Genomic DNA, 19,327 nt, shown 5'->3' on the forward strand with positions numbered 1-19,327 from the left:
AACTGGCGATCGTGCCTTACATGGTCAAATGGATTTTATTGGCCACCGCAGTCGCGGCGCTGGCAGGGACGGCATCTGCTTTTTTTCTGTTCGCGCTGGAGTGGGCTACCAATACCCGGCTGACACACCGCTGGCTGATTGCTTTATTGCCTGTGGCTGGTTTTGTTGTAGGTTGGCTGTATCTCAAATTGGGGCAGCAGGTAGAGGCTGGTAATAATCTCTTGATCGATGAAATCCATGATCCTAAAAAACTGATTCCATTGCGTATGGCACCGTTGGTACTAGCTGGCACAGTAGTGTCACATTTGTTTGGCGCCTCTGTCGGACGCGAGGGTACGGCGGTACAAATGGGCGGTGCTCTGGCGGATCAATTAACACAGCTATTCAAACTTAAACACGAAGACCGCCGGATTATTTTAATGGCAGGCATCAGCGCAGGTTTCGCTTCGGTATTTGGGACGCCTTTAGCCGGTGCGATTTTTGGATTAGAAGTGTTGGCGATTGGTCGCTTGCGTTACGACGCGATTTTGCCTTGTCTGGTGGCGGCTATCGTGGCTGACCAGGTAGGTTTGCTTTGGGGGCCAATTTTGGACATACACCATACGTATTATGCGATTCCTTTTATCCCCGCTATATCCGCCTGGGGATTGGTCGCGATGCTAATCGCAGGAATACTGTTTGGATTGGCCGGGAAAATATTTGCAGATGCAACCCATAGTCTAAGTGCCTTGATGAAGCGGCTGATTCACTACGCGCCGCTGCGACCTTTTATTGGTGGTGTAGTGATCGCTGCTGCGTTCTGGTTGTTGGGTAGCGATAGCCGGGTAGATCGTTATATAGGCTTGGGTATTCCCACTATCGTAGAGGCTTTTCAGCATCCTTTAGCGTCTTATGATTTTGCTGCCAAGATGCTATTTACCATTGTGTCGCTGGGAACTGGCTTTAAGGGTGGCGAGGTTACACCACTGTTTTATATCGGTGCTACGTTGGGAAATGCGCTTGCGCCACTACTGAATATGCCTTTCCCTTTATTGGCAGGCGTTGGTTTTGTCGCGGTATTTGCCGGTGCTGCGAATACGCCGATTGCTTCTACTTTAATGGCGATGGAGCTATTTGGTGCCGAGGTTGGCGTGTATGCGGGGATTGCCTGTGTGGTCAGTTATTTGTTCTCAGGACACACCGGCATTTATCGCTCGCAACGCGTGGGACAGGCAAAACATTTGCATGCTAACCTGGATGCAGCTGCGGGAGCGAGGCCGGTGAAACTTAGTGAGTTTCACAATCAGGCCAAGGATCTCGTCACAACATCAAAAAAGAATAAGCCCTGATAAGCTATCTCGCGTTTGTGTTCTAAATTGAATTCAATTTGTGTCTGTGCGAAAAACGGCAAACTTTTTCGTTTTAGCTCCAGATTATTCTGGTTCGTCAGAATAATCCGGGTAACTAGCCCGACCAAGATGATAAAAATCAATGACTTGCAAAATAATCGAAGCTGGCACAAAGTCTGCTATACCCGTTGTACAAATCAATAATAGTCAGGAGACCATCATGTTTAAAAAAGCTATCGTCACGTCCCTCGTTTTATCCATTTCTGCTGCATTCGCCGGCGCCGCTCAGGCAGAAGATGTTGTGCGATTGGGTAATCTCAAATTTGCTCATTACGGTGCAGTGTCTTATATCAAAGAGATCGCGCCAAAATGCGGTATCAAAGTCGATGAAAAAGTATTCCCCAAAGGCCTCGATGCGATGCAAGCAGTGATCGCTGGCGAACTGGATGTGGCCGCTGTGTCGTCTGAAGCTGTGATCTCTGCCAGAGCCAGCGGTGCACCTATCTATATCGTTGCTGGATTTGCCAAAGGTGGTGCACGTTTGGTGACACGTCCTGACTTGGGAATTAAAACCGTTAAAGAATTAAAAGGTAAAAAAGTCGGCGTTACCCGTGGTGGTATTCAGGATATTTTGCTGGCGGCAGAGTTGTCGCAAAATGGCTTAAGTTATTCTGATCAACCGGGCAAAGATGTGCAGATTATTTATCTTGGCTTTCCTGATTTGAATCAAGCTTTGCTTGGTAAAAATGTCGATGCCATCATGCAATCTGAACCATATTCGGCGCAAGCAATTAACAAAGGTTTTGGTGCAGAACTGATCAAACCTTACGACACACCAATTGGTGAGCCAGTACGCACGATGGTCATGACAGAAAAATTCTATAAAGAGAACCGCCCACTCGCAGAAAAATTTATGCGCTGTTTTGTAGAGGCGACTAAAACCTTTATCGATAACAAAGACCTGGCCGAAAAATATGTCCGCGAAACGATTTTCAAAGGACAAATCACAAAAGAAGATTTTGTCAACGCGATTGGCAATTCTCCTTATTCCTACGATGTCACGCCAGAGCATATCCAGATCACTACGGATCTGATGCAAAAATATGGCGTCGGCAAAATGGCAAAGCCACCCGTCGCCAAAGATTGGGTCAAGACCGATTTGCTCGACGCTGCAAAAAAATCGCTTAATATCAAATAGGCTGACATAGTTACGGCTAAGGTAACCGGAGTAATGCCCGTATCTCTTAGCCGTCAATGATCGTCTCCGATGGATGCTTGCCATTCATCGACAGCATTTTCTCTATAAGGAAGCAATATGAAGAAATGGCGTGAAATCGGCGCGGGCTTAGTGGTGCCTGCGGTCTTAATTTTGTTCTGGCATGTGGTCACGACGATGGGTTGGGTTAATCCACAAGTCCTGCCATCACCTTGGGCTGTGGTAAAAAAGTGGTGTGAGTATGCCTCACCTATGGAAGCCTTTGATCCGGCGACGATGTCGCGCCTGGGTTGGCTGGTATCGGGTGAATTGATACGCGATACGATTGGCAGTATGTACCGCGTGGTAGTCGGTTTTGTGGTCGGCGCTGGTTTGGCCTTGCCGTTAGGTTTGGCGATGGGTGCTAGTCAGCGCGCCTATGCCTGGATGAATCCCTTAATGCAAGTACTGCGACCTATCCCTCCGATTGCGTATATTCCTTTGTCGATTTTATGGTTTGGACTGGGTAATCCACCAGCGATATTTTTGATCGCGATCGGCGCATTTTTCCCTGTTTTGATGAATACGATTGCTGGCGTACGTCATGTTGACGGTATTTATATCCGTGCAGCGCGCAATCTGGGGGCGAGCCAAACAACCTTGTTCTTACGAGTCATGTTGCCTGCCGCTGTGCCGTATATTTTGTCGGGTGTGCGTATCGGCATCGGTACCGCTTTTATCGTTGTGATCGTGTCAGAAATGATCGCGGTTAATAATGGCCTGGGCTTTAGAATTTTAGAGGCGCGTGAGTATTTCTGGTCGGACAAAATTATTGCCGGCATGATCAGTATCGGTATGCTGGGCCTGGCAATTGACCTGGCGATGAACAAACTGAATAACCATTTGCTGCGCTGGCACCGTGGTCTGGAGAATTAATATGACAAGCCCAAATCCTGTACAGATCAAAGTCAATGCGGTGAATAAAATTTTCACCACTAGTGACCGTGAGGTGGTCGCCCTCAAAGATATTCAATTAGAGATTCCAGAGGGCCAATTTGTGTGTTTGCTGGGGCCATCGGGTTGCGGCAAATCGACTTTATTGAATGCGGTAGCGGGTTTCTCTTTGCCGACCAGCGGGACGATTACAGCGGAAGGGAAGTTAGTCACTGCGCCGGGGCCAGATCGTGGCATGGTATTCCAGGAGTACGCGCTTTTTCCTTGGATGACGGTAGAGAAAAACATCGCATTTGGACTAGAAATAAAAGGCGTCAGTAAGTCAGAAATCCAGAAAAAAGTCTCAGATTTATTAGCGATGCTGGGCTTAAGTGATTTTAAAAGCCGTTTCCCCAAAGACCTGTCTGGCGGTATGCGTCAGCGGGTAGCGATTGCCCGCGTACTGGCATTAGATTCGCCCATCATGTTGATGGATGAGCCATTCGGTGCGCTGGATGCCTTGACCCGCCGTAATTTGCAAGATGAGTTGTTACGCATCTGGTCTGAGCTAAAAAAGACGATTATTTTTGTCACGCATAGCATAGAAGAAGCGATTTATCTGGCGGATCGGATTGTCGTCATGACCTATCGTCCCGGTACGGTCAAACGCGACCTGATGGTGGAGTTACCACGTTTGCGTGATCCGTCTTCTGCCGAGTTCAATCTGCTTAAACGTGAGTTAGGCCAACTGGTGATGGAAGAGCAGCAACGCCATCACACGGATGAGCTGAAAATGGCGGTAGTCGATTAAACTTTTAAAGTTAATCTCTTAAAACTATATCGTCACATTTCATCAGGCGAACTCATCCCAATGCGACGTACATCTGACTCGCATCAACCAGCTACGCTGCTATCTGGCAGTGTAGTTGTCGCCTTTGCCTTATTAATATGTGCCGTGCTGTTTATCCTTGGTGCATATTGGTGGGCATCTGGCAAAGCACGGGAAGAAATCCGCTCCGCCGGAGACCGGCATTTGCAGATCATCTCCCTCGATCTGGAATCGGTGCTTGAGCGTTACGAAACCTTGCCGTACGCATTAGCGTATCTGCCTTTGGCCGCGCAAATCCTGGCGACGCCCGGCGATGCGCAGAAGCTGGCACAATTTCATGCAGCGCTGAAAGACATTCAACAGCAATCCAAGCTCGCAGCGATTTATCTGATGGATAAAAACGGTAACACCATTGCTGCTAGCAATTGGGATACGCCGCAAAGTTTTATGGGGCAGAATTTTAGTTTTCGTCCGTATTTTAAAGAGGCAATACAGGGCGGTACCGGACATTTTTATGCGATCGGCAATACCACCAGCGTCCCCGGATATTTTATCTCCCAACCGGTATTTGGAGATGGTAGTGGGGATGACAATGTGGGTGAAAGCACGGATAAAAACGCGGATGAAAATACCCATCAACTGGCCGGCAAAAAGCTGGACCGTATCCGCTCTGCTGTTCACAATCTCGATAGTTCGCCTAAACACACTCCCATTGGTGTCATCGCCGTCAAGATTAGTCTTACCGAATTTGAAAAAGCCTGGCGTAGCAGTGAAGAGCCGATTGCCTTGAGCGACCAGCATGGCGTGATTTTTTTAAGCAATCGTCCAGCTTGGCAATACCATAGTTTGCAAACGCTGAATGACGATGTGCAGAGATTGATTGCGCAGACCCTGCAATATGGCGGCAAGCCAATTGCCTCACTTGCCAGTTTGCCCAAGTCCGAGCGGGCTGATATTGGTCAGCTTGGTGAGTCTTCTCGTGATGAACTGAGTGACGTGAAAAGTAAGGTGCAAAGTAAGGTGCAAAGTAACTACGTCACTCGCCCTATAGGTCGTTTGTCCTGGCAATTGATGCTGTTTCCGTCGGAGTCTACCATCCGCCGTGCCGGTATTCAGGCCGCGCTGGTGGCTTTTCTTTTGCTGATTTTGCTCGCAACTGCGGCAGCGGTGTTTCATCAGCGGCGACGACGTCTGGATGAAAGACACCTAGCGCGGCAAGAGTTGCAGAGCGCTTTACAGCAAGCGGCCGATGATCTGGAGCAGCGCATCGCGCTACGCACGCAAGAACTGACCCATGCCAATGCGCAGTTGGCGACCAAGTACAGCAAGTTGCAAGATGCCGAAAATCTGCTGCGATCCACCCAAGACGAGATGGTACAAACCGGTAAGCTGGCGATGCTAGGGCAGATGGCCGCCGGCATGACGCATGAGCTGAATCAACCGCTGACGGCTATCCGCGCCTTCGCTGATAATGCAATGACCTTCCTGGCGCGTGGCAAAGTACCGCAGGCCAACGAGAATCTTCAACATATCAGCGATGCCAGTGCCAGAATGGGCGCGATTATCAGCCAGCTAAAAGGTTTCGCCAGAAAAAGTCCCGAGGCCGTTGCTGAGGTTGACCTTGCCGTGTCATTAAAAGCAGCGGCGCTATTAATGCAAAGTGAGTTTGAGCGACAAAACGTCGCTTTACTCTTATCGTCGCAAACCGGTTTGCTGGTATTGGGTGACGCAGTCAGAATCGAGCAAGTACTGATTAATTTGATGCGCAATGCCTTGGATTCTGTCGTGCAAAAAATGCAGCGGCAGCAGGAGATTGAATATAGTCAGCATGGGCCAACACAAGTCAGCGTCTTGCTGGAAGCTGATGAGCAGGACGCGATTATCCGTATTATTGATACTGGGACGGGTTTGCCAGAGCAGGTGATACAGCATTTGTTTGAGCCGTTTTTTACCACCAAAGCATCAGAGCAGGGCTTGGGTCTGGGGCTGGCGATTTCATCCTCGATAGTGCAGGCGATGAACGGGAGTCTTTGTGCTGAAAACCGCTTGCAAGGCGGGGCAGAATTTACGGTCAAAATCCCGCGCTGGATGGGGCGGGTCTAGACCTTCCCCAGAGCATAGATATAGATACATTAATAAAGATGTAAATTAATACTCCTACTATGTATATTTAAAGTGTCCAATAATAATATGGACAATCAGAATTATTTCCGTAAAAAATAGGGGAGTATATGGTTTTCCTCAAGGTTTTTAGTTTGGGAGTCAGGTGTGATAAACGTCGATAGCATGTTAAAAGCCATCTTGATTGAAGACGAGCAAGCGGTTCGTCTGGCAACTGCACAGACCTTGGAGTTGGGCGGGTTTCAAGTACATGCATGCGCTAGTGCCGAGGCGGCACAGATTTATTTGCAGCCAGAATTTAGCGGGATTGTTGTGACGGATGTGCGCTTGCCTGGTCAATCAGGTTTAGACGTACTGGCACAAGTGGCGGCACTGGATGCTGATTTGCCTGTGATTTTGATTACGGGTCACGGCGATGTCAGTATGGCGGTGGCGGCAATGCGCAATGGTGCGTATGACTTTATCGAAAAACCGTTTGCGGCTGATCGCTTATTAAACACCTGTTTGCGCGCGCAAGAGAAGCGCCGCCTGGTCATGGACAATCGCAAGCTCAAGCAACAAGTTGTTAGCCAGTCTGTGGTACCAGAGTTGATCGGGCAAACCGCCGCGATTGAGCAGGTGCGCAAATTTATCCGAACGATAGGCCCGACTCAGGCCGATGTATTGATCAACGGCGCGACGGGTACCGGCAAAGAAGTCGTCGCCCAGCAATTGCATCTGGCCAGCGGACGTACGGGCGAATTTGTCGCCATCAATTGCGGTGCATTGCCCGAGTCGATGTTTGAGAGTGAAATGTTCGGTCATGAGGCGGGTGCTTTCACCAGCGCCCAAAAGCGTCGCATCGGTAAGCTGGAATATGCTAACGGCGGCACTATTTTTCTGGATGAAATCGAAAGTATGCCGCTGGCTTTGCAGGTCAAACTCTTGCGTGTGCTACAAGAGCGCAAGCTGGAGCGACTGGGTGGTAATGCACAAATTACGTTGGATTGCCGCATCATCGCCGCCAGCAAATTAGATTTGTTGCAATTGAGCGCAGAATCTAAGTTCCGCGAAGATTTGTATTACCGCATCAGTGTCGTCAGTCTGGAGCTGCCACGTCTGAATGAACGCCGCGAGGATATTCCCTTACTGCTGGCGCATTTCCTAAAGTTGGCAGCGATCCGGTACCAGCAAGCTGCACCGCTGATTCCTACTGCGCAGATGCTGCAATGGCAGCAGCGCGACTGGCCCGGTAATGTGCGTGAGCTGCGCAACTTTGCGGATAAATTAGTGCTGGGAGTCGCTGATATAAACCTGATGCACGTCAATCAGGATAATCTGAACGCTAGCGATGCGCCATTGACCAAAATTTCTACTGCAAATTCGAACATAAATTTGAACGCGAATTTGAATATAAGTGATGCTCTGCCAAAACGCATAGAGGAGTTTGAGGCGACGCTGATCCAGCAAGCCTTGCAACAGCAAGACGGCAATGTCGCTTCGGCGGCGGAGCAGTTAGGGATTCCGAAAAAAACGCTGTATGACAAACTGAAAAAATATCAGTTGTCGTTTAAGCCTGCTGCTGATTGATATAGCTGTAATGCCCATCCATAGCGGTAAAAAATTACCTCACTCTAAATAAATATCCTACAATCCTCGCTCGCTAAGGTTCGACCCTTCCTATACTTTGTCCGCCAGAGGATTCAGATGTATTCAGCTACATTTATCTTTAATAAAAAGCAGTACGACGCAGAGTTTTATGCGCTGGATCAAGCGATTGCCGAAGTCGCCAAACAAACTACGGGCTATATAGGGGAAGAGGCTTGGGAGAATGTAGCGACCGGACAAATTTCTAATGTCTATTATTGGGAGACCATGGACGGCTTACATGCATTGATGCAGCATCCCAAACATCTGGAGGCAAAAGCCGCGCAAGCCAGCTGGCTGGACGGTTATCAAGTGGTTATTGCTCAAGTCTTGCGTGCTTATGGCGACGGATTAATTCCACATCCAACTGCTGGATTTGTGAATCATTAAGGTGGTGCTAAAACAGTGCTTCATTCATGACTGACTCAAAATGAAATTAGGCTAGGCTCCTTCAATGCTATTCCCGCCTGCGCAGAAGCCACGAACAAATAGTTTTGCAGCCTGCGCTCCGCCTTCCTTCAAGAGTTTTTAGAGGATATTATTGGACGGCTTGCAACAAGCTTACGGTCTAAACTCAATTCAGGTCTTGATCCGACTAGCAATTCTCATACTAAATCCCAAGCTAAATCTGAGCCTACATGGTGTAAACTTAAACCATGCAAACTTACCTCCCTTTTCTTGCCGCTGCACTATATATCGCTTGCAGCTTTATCCCCGGCCAGCGCCGCTTGCTGGATTCTATGACGACGATTGCTGGCTGGCTGGTGCATGCAGCGGCTTTGTATCTGACTATTTTTATGCCGAACGAGTTGCGGGTAGGGTTTGCCGTGATGTTGTCAGCCGCATTGTGGGTATCTGTATTTGTTTACTGGTTGGAGAGTCGTAATTTATCCTTAGATGGTTTGAAAGTATTGTTACTGCCTAATGCGGCAATCATGGCGATCTTGCCTGTGTTCTTCCCTGGTAGTTTGGTCGCAATGGCAGGCAAGCCTGCGATGTTTCCCTGGCATATTGCGATTGCCTTGCTGTCTTACAGTACATTAACGATCGCTGCTTTCCATGCCGTTGTAATGACTTTGCAAGATGCGCATCTGCACAAGCAAGCTAGCAAAGCGACACCGCCTTGGCTTAGCAAGGCGATAGAGCGCTTGCCTGCTTTGCTGATGATGGAAAAAATTCTGTTCCGGCTGGTGGCGATGGGATTTGTTTTATTGACCCTGACTGTTTTGTCCGGCATCGTATTTTCAGAGGAAATCTTGGGCGTGGCGTTCAAATGGGATCACAAAACCATTTTGTCGCTATTCTCCTGGATGTTATTTGGTATTTTGCTGATCGGTCGCCATTGGCGCGGTTGGCGTGGGAAAACGGTATTGAGTTTTACCCTAAGCGGTTTTTTAACCTTGTTACTTGCCTACGTCGGTAGCCGGTTTGTCTTAGAAGTGATATTGCACAGGAGCCTGTCATGAAGTTCTTAATGTGGCTGGTGCTTGCCGTGTTGGTGGTGTTGGCTTTGCGTAAAAAAAGTTCAACGATCTCATCGGCTCAGCAACAAGCACCTTTGGATGGTGGGTCAACTGGCTCAAGTCCTAATCCCAATCCGGCAAATCAACATGCCGAGACTATGGTTTGTTGTGAGCATTGCCAGGTGTATGTGCCCTCGTCCGAGGCAGTGTACCGGCAGCAGCAAGTGTTTTGTAGCGTCGCCCATGCAGACTTGCATTAGACCGCTGCATTAAATGTCCAGCTCCGCTAGCTCCTCCTCTTTACCTAGCGCCACTTTCTGGCGTTCCCTTCAGACCCTGAATGTGTCACGGGTGGTCGTTGCCATCGTGTTGTTTGGTTACATGAGCCTGAAGGGTGGTAAAGAAATATGGTTGACGGAGTACAACGTATTCACCCTGGCTTGTACCGCCTACCTGATCATCGCCATTTTCTTTGTCCTGATTAAAATTAATTATCAGCGACGGTTCATGCTGCAATTAGCTAGCCAGATAACGCTTGATATCATTGTTATTTCTATTATTTATCTGGCGTCTGGCGGTAATAAAAATGGCTTGACAATTCTGTATTTATTTCCCTTGGCGGGCGTCGGTATTCTGGCTCCCTTATTGTGGGGCTTGTTTTTTGCCGCCTTTGTTACTTTATTTTTATTAGTAGAAAGTATTTATCGGGTCTTACAGCAAGAAGATCCTGGCCTGACATCACAAGCGGGCTTGTATGGCGCCGCTTATTTTGCCGTGGTGTTTGTACTCAACCGCTTAGCAAAAAACCTGATCCAGCAAGAGGCTTTGGCAGTGCAGCGAGGCAAAGCACTGGCGATACAACAGGCGATTAATCGCCTGGTAATTGCGGATATGGGTGATGGTATTTTGGTTATCGATCAGGCGGAACATTTAGTTGAAATGAATCCAGCAGCAGAGCGCATATTGGGCGCACGTCTTATACAGCAAGCCAGCCGCGCCCGTTTGCGCGATATTCCGGCCTTGCGATCGATTGCCGAAGTTTTGTCCAGCAGAAATGACTCTACATTTAATGCCAAGACTATTCATACGGGCATTATGCCGTGGACGGTCGGCGAAGATATTTCCTTCATCTCTATCCGGCAAGTAAACGATGCCACCATTGATGCCAGTTCACCAGAAAACTTGAATCGGTCTGATTTAGTGACGCATTTAAAATTGCGCTTTGTAGATGTCGATAGTGCGGATATTGCGGGGTTTAGCCATGAGCAGGGTACTTACACGATTATCTTTATGCAGGATGTGTCGGATATCGAGAATCAGGCGCAGCAATTAAAGCTAGCGTCAATGGGACGTTTGACGGCGAGCATTGCGCATGAGGTCAGAAATCCTTTGTCGTCGATTTCTTATGCCGCCTCGTTGTTGGGTGAGGATATGTCTAACCCGGTACAAGCGCGGCGCCTGCTAAAAATTGTGGATGATAATGTCGGACGCTTGAACCAGTTGATCGAGGATATTCTTAAGTTATCACGCAAGGCGCAGGCAGATACGAAGCCGTTTTCTTTGTTACCTTTTATCACTGAGATTGTGCAAGACTTTGTGGAGACACGTGGCTTGGATCCACATTTGATTTATACGGACAGGTCAGTTACTTTTCATATTGTGTTTGATCCCGGCCATTTGCGAGAAATTGTGGTTAACCTGCTGTCGAATGCTGTTCGTTATGCCAGTGGCAAGCCAGGCAGCATACGGATTTATGCGCAAATGAGTGCGATCAACCGGCAAGAGTTGCATATTCAGGATGATGGCCCTGGTATCGGTGCTGAAGTGCGCTCACATTTATTTGAGCCTTTTTATACGACATCCAGTAAAGGTACCGGTTTAGGTTTGTATATGGCGCGTGAACTATGTTTGAATAATCATGCTTTGCTTGATTATGAATACCATACGGATGATCCTTACTCATTATTTGGTGAATCAAAAGGCCGTTTTGTGGTTAACTTCACTTTAATCGACTCTTATCCTTCTTAAGTTGCGATAACTAAGCAGGGTGAACTAAGTTGCAAGAACTAACTTGCATGCACTAAGGCGCATAAAAGATACGAGTAAATATGAATAATAAAGAGTTGAACTCTAAAGATTTGCCAGGCAGTCCACGCATTCTTGTTGTGGATGATGAGGCGCATCTGCGCGAGTTGCTGGAAATTACTCTGATCAAGATGGGATTGGACGTAGATAGCGCCGAGACACTCGCGGTAGCACGCAATTATTTATCCAAATCCAGTTATGCCTTAATTCTGACGGATATGCGCTTACCAGATGGTTCTGGTATGGAGTTAGTTCAGGACGTTAACAGTCATTATAAAAATACGCCGATTGCTGTCATTACCGCTTTTGGCAGTGCTGATAACGCGGTAGTTGCCCTTAAGGCAGGTGCGTTTGATTATGTGTCTAAGCCGGTGGCACTGGATCAGTTGCGTAAGCTGGTCAGATCAGCTTTACAATTGGGCGAAATCCGTACAGCACACGACATTCAAGATGGCAACGATAGCAAGCAAGCAGAGCGCATCCTACCCTCTGGTTTGATCGGACGTTCTGAGGCGCTACAGCATGTTCGCTCCCAAATCAGTAGACTGGCGCGCAGCATGGCACCAGTCATCATCACCGGAGAATCAGGTAGCGGTAAAGAGCTGGCAGCGCGTGAGATACATAATAATAGTGCGCGTGCGGACAAATCATTTATTGCAGTTAATTGTGGTGCCATCCCAGAGGCCTTGATGGAGGCGGAATTTTTCGGCTATCGCAAAGGCGCGTTCACTGGCGCTAGCGATGACCGTGATGGGTTTTTTCAGGCGGCGAGCGGCGGTACGCTGATGTTGGATGAGGTTGCTGATTTGCCGCTGGCGATGCAGGTCAAGCTGTTGCGTGCGATACAAGAGAGGCGAGTCCGCAAGGTCGGCGCTACTAACGAAGAGCCTGTCGATGTCCGTATTATTAGCGCGACTCACCAAAACCTCGCTAATTGCGTGACGGCAGGTAAATTTCGCCAAGATTTATATTACCGCCTGAATGTCATTGAGTTGCATTTGCCTCCGCTACGCGAGCGTTTAGAGGATGTGGCAGAATTGGCGCAAGGTATTTTGCGACGTCTTTCTACCCCAGAACTTTCTAATTCTGGCGCTGCTACCTTACTATCTGATGAGGCGCTGCAAGCTTTGGCCGCCTATGATTTTCCGGGTAATGTGCGCGAACTGGAGAATATTCTGGAGCGTGCGCTGGCATTTGCGAATGATGGCTGTATTGAAGTCAGTGATCTGGCTTTGCGTCCTGCGACAAAAGCATTGCCAGTACTTTCACCAGCAATGACGAGCCTGCCTGACACGCCTGAAACATCGACCCCTGCAGAGGTGCTAAACCCAAGCCATGCGATTGAAACTAGCTCTGCCGCTTTGTCTCGGGATCAGAATGCGCATCATGTAGAGCCTGTTGTTAGCGTCACGGACAGCGGAAAAAATATTTTCATCGAGCCTGATTTACCATGTTCTCTGCCTGATTATCTGGAGCGGATAGAGAAGGAAGTTATTCGCCGTGCGCTAGTTAAAACGCGCAATAACCGCACACAAGCGGCAGAATTGTTGGGAGTAAGTTTCCGGCAATTGCGTTACCAGATACAAAAACTGAAAATTCATGACCCGGAGTAAATCGGGTCATTTGGCTATGTCAAATCCATTAAAACCATCAAACTCAGCAAGTCAGACTAGCTCGGTTTCTTCAAGAGCCACCGACGCATTGGATGAAGATGGTTGGTACTCATTAGCAACGCGGCTGCCGTCTTCTAATTTTGATGCTCGCTCCGAGCATGCTGAAGTTTCGCTGCTGATAATTCACAACATCAGCTTGCCTGCCGGTCAATTTGGCGGCTCTGCAATTTCCGATTTATTCTTAAATCAGCTTGATTACTCAATGCATCCTAGTTTTGAGTCTCTGCGCGGCATACGCGTGTCTAGCCATTTTTTGATACGCCGTGACGGAAGCTTATTGCAGTTCGTCTCAACCTTGGCGCGTGCCTGGCACGCGGGTGTGTCGCAGTTCAATGGAGAATCTGGCTGTAACGATTTTTCTGTAGGTATAGAGCTTGAGGGGACTGATACTCAGGAGTTTGAAGCTGGGCAATATAAGACCTTGGCATCGCTCAGTTGCGCCCTGTGCCAAAAACTACCTATCCGTCACATCGTTGGACATCAAGATATTGCTCCCGGAAGGAAGACTGACCCCGGCCCCTATTTTGACTGGAAACAATATAAAAAATTATTGGATCAAGAATTTAGGTTAGTGCTTACTCACGCTGCACCAAGCTTTCCATTCATGCTTTGAGATTGTCAATCAACAAACCTAGCTGTCGTAAAAAAATAATTCTCTTTTTAACAAAAAAAGCGATTGCACATCTCCCTCTCTGGCACTAGAATTAGTGCAAATCAAATCTTCTGCACTACATCTAGTGGTTTGGTTTAAATAATGCTGCTGTTAATCCTGTTTCACTTGATCTTTTTTTTATCCCGGTTTTATTGTCATAAATGATTTATAAAACAGAGACTTGGATCAGATTTTGAATCCACGCTGAATTTATCTTGCTTGACTCAAATGGAGTAAAAACCTAATTCAAGACAGTAGGCAATTCCAGTAAATACAAACCAAACGCAGTAAATCAAACGTAGTTGAGCAACTTAGTTCGGTAACTTAGTTGAAAAAATAAGCATTGCGATCGATATCATCGGTCTCAAAACACGAAGTACGACGTAAACACAATTCACGCTGACCCCGGAGGCCAAATGCACTCTTCAATAGAAACATCAACACCAATCACATCTGATCTGTCGGCTTTGCAGTCGCATGCAGTTAACCATGCGCCAGTTTCGCAAGCTACCAGTTACAGTGACTACCGCATCATTCGCCGGAATGGTGCTGTGGTTGGTTTTGAGCCTTCCAAAATCGCAATCGCTGTGACCAAAGCCTTTTTGGCAGTTAACGGCGGCCAGGGTGCGGCGTCTGCCCGTATCCGTGAATTGGTAGAGCAATTAACTGCGAGTGTCGTGTCTGCTTTGGTACGCAGGCAGCCAACTGGCGGTACGTTTCATATTGAAGATATCCAGGATCAAGTTGAATTAGCACTGATGCGTTCTGGCGAACATGATGTGGCACGTGCCTATGTTTTGTATCGTGCCAAGCGTCAAGATGAGCGCCGCCAGCAATTAGAATCGCAACAGGCATCCAAGACCGATATCGCAGTACCGCAAATTCATGTGATCGTTGATGGTCAACCTACGGTGCTGGATATCGCACAAGTTCGTAACTTGATTACAGCTGCGTGCGTTGGTTTGGACAAGTTGGCCGATCCAGAAGCAATTCTGGCAGAAACCTTAAAGAATTTGTACGATGGCGTGCCAGTTGAAGAACTGCATAAATCGGCTATTTTGGCTGCCCGCGCTTTGATGGAAAAAGAGCCTGCCTATAGTCAGGTTACGGCACGCCTCTTGTTGCACACGGTACGTAAAGAGGTATTTGGTAAAGAAGTTGCGCAACAAGCAGCGGCGGCAGAATACGTTGACTATTTCCCTAAATTTATCAAAAAAGGTATTGAAGCAGAGCTGTTGGATGCAAAATTAGGTCAGTTCGATTTGAAAAAGCTTGCAAACGCGCTGGTTGCTGATCGTGATTTGCAATTTGGTTACATCGGTCTACAAACTTTGTATGACCGTTATTTTTTGCATGTACGTGGAACACGTATTGAGATGCCGCAAGCTTTTTACATGCGTGTTGCGATGGGTCTTGCTATTAGCGAGATTGATCGTGAAGCTCGTGCAATTGAGTTTTATAACTTATTGTCTAGCTTTGATTTTATGAGCTCGACTCCGACTTTGTTCAACTCAGGTACACAACGCTCACAACTGTCGTCTTGCTACCTGACGACAGTCGCGGATGATCTCGATGGTATTTACGAAGCGATCAAAGAAAACGCTCTGCTGGCGAAATATGCAGGTGGTCTGGGCAATGACTGGACGCCAGTCCGCTCACTCGGCGCACATATTAAAGGAACTAACGGTAAATCCCAAGGCGTCGTGCCTTTCCTGAAAGTCGTCAACGATACTGCCGTTGCGGTCAACCAAGGTGGTAAGCGTAAAGGTGCAGTCTGCGCTTACCTGGAAACCTGGCATATGGATATTGAGGAGTTTCTTGATCTGCGTAAAAACACTGGCGATGATCGTCGTCGTACGCATGACATGAATACCGCTAACTGGATTCCTGACTTGTTTATGAAGCGTGTCATGGAAAAAGGCGACTGGACTTTATTCTCGCCGTCCGATGTACCTGACTTGCATGAGAAGTTTGGCAAAGCTTTCGAGCAGGCTTACGTTGCTTATGAAGCTAAAGCGGCGAGCGGTGAGCTGGAACTATCCAAGAAAATCCCTGCGCTAGACTTGTGGCGCAAGATGTTATCCATGCTGTTTGAAACTGGTCATCCATGGATTACATTTAAAGACCCATGCAATATTCGCTCGCCACAACAACATGCGGGCGTAGTTCACTCATCTAATTTGTGCACCGAAATCACACTCAACACAAACGATAGCGAGATCGCAGTATGTAATTTAGGTTCGGTCAATATGCCAGCGCACATGAAGGACGGCAAACTCGATCACATCAAGTTACAAAAAACTATCCGCACAGCGATGCGCATGCTGGATAACGTGATCGACATCAACTATTATGCAGTCAAGAAAGCGCGTGACTCCAACTTACGTCATCGTCCGGTTGGCCTCGGCATTATGGGTTTTCAGGATTGCTTGCACATGATGCGCATACCTTATGCCTCAATGGATGCAGTGCAATTTGCTGATAACTCGATGGAAGCAGTTTGCTATTACGCTTATCTGGCATCGTCTGAGTTGGCAGAAGAGCGCGGCGCTTACAGCTCGTATCGTGGTTCTTTGTGGGATCGTGGCATTCTCCCGCAAGATTCTCTGAAGCTGTTAGCAGAAGAGCGCGGTGGTTATCTGGAGGTCGATTATTCTGAAACGATGGATTGGTCTGTTATCCGTAATCGTATTAAGCAGTTCGGTATGCGCAACTCCAACTGTGTAGCGATTGCGCCTACAGCGACGATTTCTAACATTATTGGTGTATCGGCTTGTATCGAACCGACTTATCAAAACTTGTATGTAAAATCGAATTTGTCTGGCGAGTTTACTGAGATTAATGAATCCTTGGTGCGTGATCTGAAAGCACGTGGTTTATGGGACGAAGTCATGATCGCTGATCTGAAATACTTCGACGGTAGCCTGGCAAAGATTGATCGTATCCCGCAAGACCTGCGTGAATTATATGCAACTGCATTTGAAGTTAGTCCATCTTGGTTGGTAGAAGCTGCGTCACGTCGCCAGAAATGGATAGATCAAGCGCAGTCACTGAATATCTACATGTCAGGTGCTTCAGGTAAAAAACTGGACGAGACTTATAAGTTAGCTTGGTTGCGTGGTCTGAAAACCACTTATTACCTGCGTACGATAGGTGCGACTCATACTGAAAAGTCCACAAGCAAAACCGGTGCACTGAATGCAGTTGCCGTTGATGGTAGTGGCGGATATTCTGCTGGCGCAGAAGTGCCTGTAGCTGCTGCATCAGAAGCCGATGGTGCTGCTTGCTACTTGCGTCCTGGCGATGCTGGTTTCGAAGAGTGCGAAGCTTGTCAGTAATTGCAGGAAGTGAATTAGCCGCTCATCAGTAAATAAGCGGGTAAATAACAGAACTACTGCAACTACAGCAAGTGATCAAGGATGAGGGGTAGAGCGATAGTGCTCGCTCCCTCTGAAAACGATAGAATTATTTAGTAAGTGAATTTAAGGAATATACCAATGCTTTCTTGGGATGAAGAAGTCGCTCCAGCAGCGCCGATGGCTCCAGCGACACCAGCGATGCCAACGATCAATACCCGTATGCCATTACCAGAGCTTGCTGCAATAGTTGCGCCGATAAAATCTGTTGAAGCTGCACCCGCAGAGGTTGCACGTCGCGTCAATGCTGCGGACAAGCGGATTATCAATGGTCAAACTGATGTCAATCAGCTCGTACCGTTTAAATATAAATGGGCATGGGATAAATATCTGGCTGGTTGTGCTAACCACTGGATGCCGCAAGAAATCAATATGCAGCGTGATATTGAACTTTGGAAAAGTCCAAATGGTTTGACAGAAGACGAACGTCGTTTAGTCAAACGTAATCTGGGTTTCTTTGTGACCGCTGATTCCCTGGCCGCGAATAATATTGTGCTGGGTACTTACCGCCACATCACCGCACCAGAATGCCGTCAGTATTTGTTACGTCAAGCCTTTGAAGAGGCGATTCATACTCATGCTTATCAGTATATCGTTGAGTCGTTGGGTTTGGACGAGGCAGAAATCTTCAATGCTTACAATGAAGTTGAGTCGATTCGTGATAAAGATCAGTTCCTGATCCCGTTCATCAACGCATTGACCGATCCGGAATTTAAGACCGGTACGATGGAGACAGATCAGACTTTGTTAAAGTCCTTAATCGTCTTTGCATGTCTGATGGAAGGTCTGTTTTTCTACGTCGGCTTTACACAAATTTTGGCGCTCGGTCGTCAAAATAAAATGATGGGCGCAGCAGAACAATATCAATATATTTTGCGTGATGAATCGATGCACTGCAATTTCGGAATTGATTTGATCAACACGATCAAGATGGAAAATCCGCATTTGTGGACAGCGACATTTCGTGATGAAATTAAATCGTTGTTTTTGCGTGCGGTGGAGTTGGAATATCGCTACGCAGAGGATACAATGCCGCGTGGAGTGCTTGGTTTGAATGCGCCGATGTTCAAAGGATATTTACGGTTCATCGCAAATCGCCGCGCACAACAAATTGGTCTTGATACTTTGTTTCCGCAGGAAGAGAATCCGTTTCCGTGGATGAGCGAAATGATAGACCTGAAAAAAGAACGCAACTTTTTTGAAACACGTGTGATTGAGTATCAAACTGGCGGAGCGCTCAACTGGGAATAACAGTTGAAAAACAGTGAAAATAATTTCCGCTAAAATTCAGATTAGTCTGGATGCCTTACTCAAATTCGCATGACGTGTAAAACGCGAGAGGCCTCACCAAACTGAATGGACAGTCATAGACCGAATCGATCTACTCTGTTTGTGCCGCGACACCACGAAAGTGTCGCGGCTTTTGGTTTTGGAAAAACTCCTGCAATACAAAATACCGACGCCGGCATTGATTAATGCGGGCGTTTTTTTTGGCTGTTTGTTTTGCTTGATTCTGATATTGGTATCTGCAACTGTGCTGGCAAGCGCTGGATTGTGATACCCGGGATACGGAATCGCCTTCAAAAGCCATATGGCTGAAGTGCTGCATCAATAGAGGAGATGCAGCAGTTCAGCCGGTGCCGCATTCATTAGCGCAAACAACAGTTTGTTTGTGCCCATGAATAATCCGCTCGCCTTATTGTTTTAATGAGCGGATTTAATTGATCAATTTTTTCCATCTCATGAAGGAGAAACAAAATGGCAACAGGACCAAAACCACCAGAGGCAAAGAAAGCCTCTGCAAAAAAAGCAGCAGCTAAGCCAGTGGTAAAAGCCGCAGCGAAACCTGCAGCAAAAGCAACAGCTAAGCCAGCAGCTAAAAAAGTTGTAGCTAAGCCAGCAGCAAAAGCAGCAGCTAAGCCAGTCGCCAAAAAAGCGGTAGCAAAGCCAGCAGCGAAAGCAGCAGCGAAGCCAGTCGCTAAAAAAGCGGTAGCAAAGCCAGCAGC

At 47.5% G+C, this 19,327-nt stretch carries 15 protein-coding genes; all 15 read left to right on the plus strand.

What is annotated here, in order from left to right:
* Positions 1-20: 20 nt before the first annotated feature.
* Positions 21-1,328, plus strand: a complete 1,308-nt coding sequence (locus QN395_RS16585) for a voltage-gated chloride channel family protein (RefSeq protein ID WP_322121702.1) — start codon at positions 21-23, stop codon at positions 1,326-1,328.
* Positions 1,329-1,548: 220 nt separating this feature from the next.
* A complete protein-coding gene (locus QN395_RS16590) occupies positions 1,549-2,526 on the plus strand; it encodes an ABC transporter substrate-binding protein (RefSeq protein WP_322121447.1) in 978 nt (325 codons plus the stop codon).
* A 117-nt stretch (positions 2,527-2,643) separates the two neighbouring features.
* Positions 2,644-3,459, plus strand: a complete 816-nt coding sequence (locus tag QN395_RS16595; protein WP_322121448.1) for an ABC transporter permease — start codon at positions 2,644-2,646, stop codon at positions 3,457-3,459.
* 1 nt (position 3,460) lies between these two features.
* Positions 3,461-4,267: an ABC transporter ATP-binding protein gene (locus QN395_RS16600; protein ID WP_322121449.1), complete on the plus strand. Its 807-nt coding sequence runs from the start codon at positions 3,461-3,463 to the stop codon at positions 4,265-4,267.
* A gap of 60 nt (positions 4,268-4,327) precedes the next feature.
* A complete protein-coding gene (locus QN395_RS16605; protein ID WP_322121450.1) occupies positions 4,328-6,388 on the plus strand; it encodes an ATP-binding protein in 2,061 nt (686 codons plus the stop codon).
* A 183-nt stretch (positions 6,389-6,571) separates the two neighbouring features.
* Entirely contained in the window at positions 6,572-7,975 is a 1,404-nt protein-coding gene (locus QN395_RS16610; RefSeq protein WP_322121703.1) for a sigma-54 dependent transcriptional regulator, read from the plus strand.
* A gap of 117 nt (positions 7,976-8,092) precedes the next feature.
* Positions 8,093-8,422 (plus strand): antibiotic biosynthesis monooxygenase, encoded by a 330-nt coding sequence (locus QN395_RS16615; protein WP_322121451.1) that lies wholly within the window; start codon positions 8,093-8,095, stop codon positions 8,420-8,422.
* A gap of 266 nt (positions 8,423-8,688) precedes the next feature.
* Positions 8,689-9,498, plus strand: a complete 810-nt coding sequence (locus tag QN395_RS16620; RefSeq protein ID WP_322121452.1) for a cytochrome C assembly family protein — start codon at positions 8,689-8,691, stop codon at positions 9,496-9,498.
* Positions 9,495-9,755: a PP0621 family protein gene (locus QN395_RS16625; protein ID WP_322121453.1), complete on the plus strand. Its 261-nt coding sequence runs from the start codon at positions 9,495-9,497 to the stop codon at positions 9,753-9,755. Before QN395_RS16620 ends, QN395_RS16625 begins: the two co-directional genes overlap by 4 nt.
* Before the next feature lie 13 nt (positions 9,756-9,768).
* Positions 9,769-11,523 carry a two-component system sensor histidine kinase NtrB gene (locus tag QN395_RS16630; RefSeq protein ID WP_322121454.1) on the plus strand — a complete coding sequence of 585 codons (1,755 nt, stop codon included), beginning with the start codon at positions 9,769-9,771 and terminating at the stop codon, positions 11,521-11,523.
* 80 nt (positions 11,524-11,603) lie between these two features.
* Positions 11,604-13,193, plus strand: coding sequence for a sigma-54 dependent transcriptional regulator (locus QN395_RS16635; RefSeq protein ID WP_322121455.1), 1,590 nt, complete (start codon positions 11,604-11,606; stop codon positions 13,191-13,193).
* 16 nt (positions 13,194-13,209) lie between these two features.
* The gene (gene ampD / locus QN395_RS16640) at positions 13,210-13,866 is read left to right on the plus strand and encodes a 1,6-anhydro-N-acetylmuramyl-L-alanine amidase AmpD (protein ID WP_322121456.1); all 657 of its coding nucleotides are present in this window, start codon (positions 13,210-13,212) and stop codon (positions 13,864-13,866) included.
* A gap of 455 nt (positions 13,867-14,321) precedes the next feature.
* The gene (locus QN395_RS16645) at positions 14,322-17,243 is read left to right on the plus strand and encodes a ribonucleoside-diphosphate reductase subunit alpha (protein ID WP_322121457.1); all 2,922 of its coding nucleotides are present in this window, start codon (positions 14,322-14,324) and stop codon (positions 17,241-17,243) included.
* Positions 17,244-17,402: 159 nt separating this feature from the next.
* Positions 17,403-18,572: a ribonucleotide-diphosphate reductase subunit beta gene (locus tag QN395_RS16650; protein WP_322121458.1), complete on the plus strand. Its 1,170-nt coding sequence runs from the start codon at positions 17,403-17,405 to the stop codon at positions 18,570-18,572.
* Between the two features lie 507 nt (positions 18,573-19,079).
* The coding region (locus QN395_RS16655) for a hypothetical protein (protein WP_323493111.1) at positions 19,080-19,327 on the plus strand (248 nt) is incomplete at its 3' end.

Origin of the sequence: Undibacterium sp. RTI2.2, assembly GCF_035018705.1 — a bacterium.
In the GTDB taxonomy this organism is placed as follows: domain Bacteria; phylum Pseudomonadota; class Gammaproteobacteria; order Burkholderiales; family Burkholderiaceae_D; genus Undibacterium.

What these genes read in the sequence shown, in the direction of transcription:
- QN395_RS16650 (WP_322121458.1), top strand. Translation starts at nt 17,403, where the DNA reads ATGCTTTCTTGGGATGAAGAAGTCGCTCCAGCAGCGCCGATGGCTCCA.
- QN395_RS16625 (WP_322121453.1), top strand. Translation starts at nt 9,495, where the DNA reads ATGAAGTTCTTAATGTGGCTGGTGCTTGCCGTGTTGGTGGTGTTGGCT.
- QN395_RS16615 (WP_322121451.1), top strand. Translation starts at nt 8,093, where the DNA reads ATGTATTCAGCTACATTTATCTTTAATAAAAAGCAGTACGACGCAGAG.
- QN395_RS16605 (WP_322121450.1), top strand. Translation starts at nt 4,328, where the DNA reads ATGCGACGTACATCTGACTCGCATCAACCAGCTACGCTGCTATCTGGC.
- QN395_RS16590 (WP_322121447.1), top strand. Translation starts at nt 1,549, where the DNA reads ATGTTTAAAAAAGCTATCGTCACGTCCCTCGTTTTATCCATTTCTGCT.
- QN395_RS16600 (WP_322121449.1), top strand. Translation starts at nt 3,461, where the DNA reads ATGACAAGCCCAAATCCTGTACAGATCAAAGTCAATGCGGTGAATAAA.
- ampD (WP_322121456.1), top strand. Translation starts at nt 13,210, where the DNA reads ATGTCAAATCCATTAAAACCATCAAACTCAGCAAGTCAGACTAGCTCG.
- QN395_RS16610 (WP_322121703.1), top strand. Translation starts at nt 6,572, where the DNA reads ATGTTAAAAGCCATCTTGATTGAAGACGAGCAAGCGGTTCGTCTGGCA.
- QN395_RS16630 (WP_322121454.1), top strand. Translation starts at nt 9,769, where the DNA reads ATGTCCAGCTCCGCTAGCTCCTCCTCTTTACCTAGCGCCACTTTCTGG.
- QN395_RS16595 (WP_322121448.1), top strand. Translation starts at nt 2,644, where the DNA reads ATGAAGAAATGGCGTGAAATCGGCGCGGGCTTAGTGGTGCCTGCGGTC.
- QN395_RS16585 (WP_322121702.1), top strand. Translation starts at nt 21, where the DNA reads ATGGTCAAATGGATTTTATTGGCCACCGCAGTCGCGGCGCTGGCAGGG.
- QN395_RS16620 (WP_322121452.1), top strand. Translation starts at nt 8,689, where the DNA reads ATGCAAACTTACCTCCCTTTTCTTGCCGCTGCACTATATATCGCTTGC.
- QN395_RS16645 (WP_322121457.1), top strand. Translation starts at nt 14,322, where the DNA reads ATGCACTCTTCAATAGAAACATCAACACCAATCACATCTGATCTGTCG.
- QN395_RS16635 (WP_322121455.1), top strand. Translation starts at nt 11,604, where the DNA reads ATGAATAATAAAGAGTTGAACTCTAAAGATTTGCCAGGCAGTCCACGC.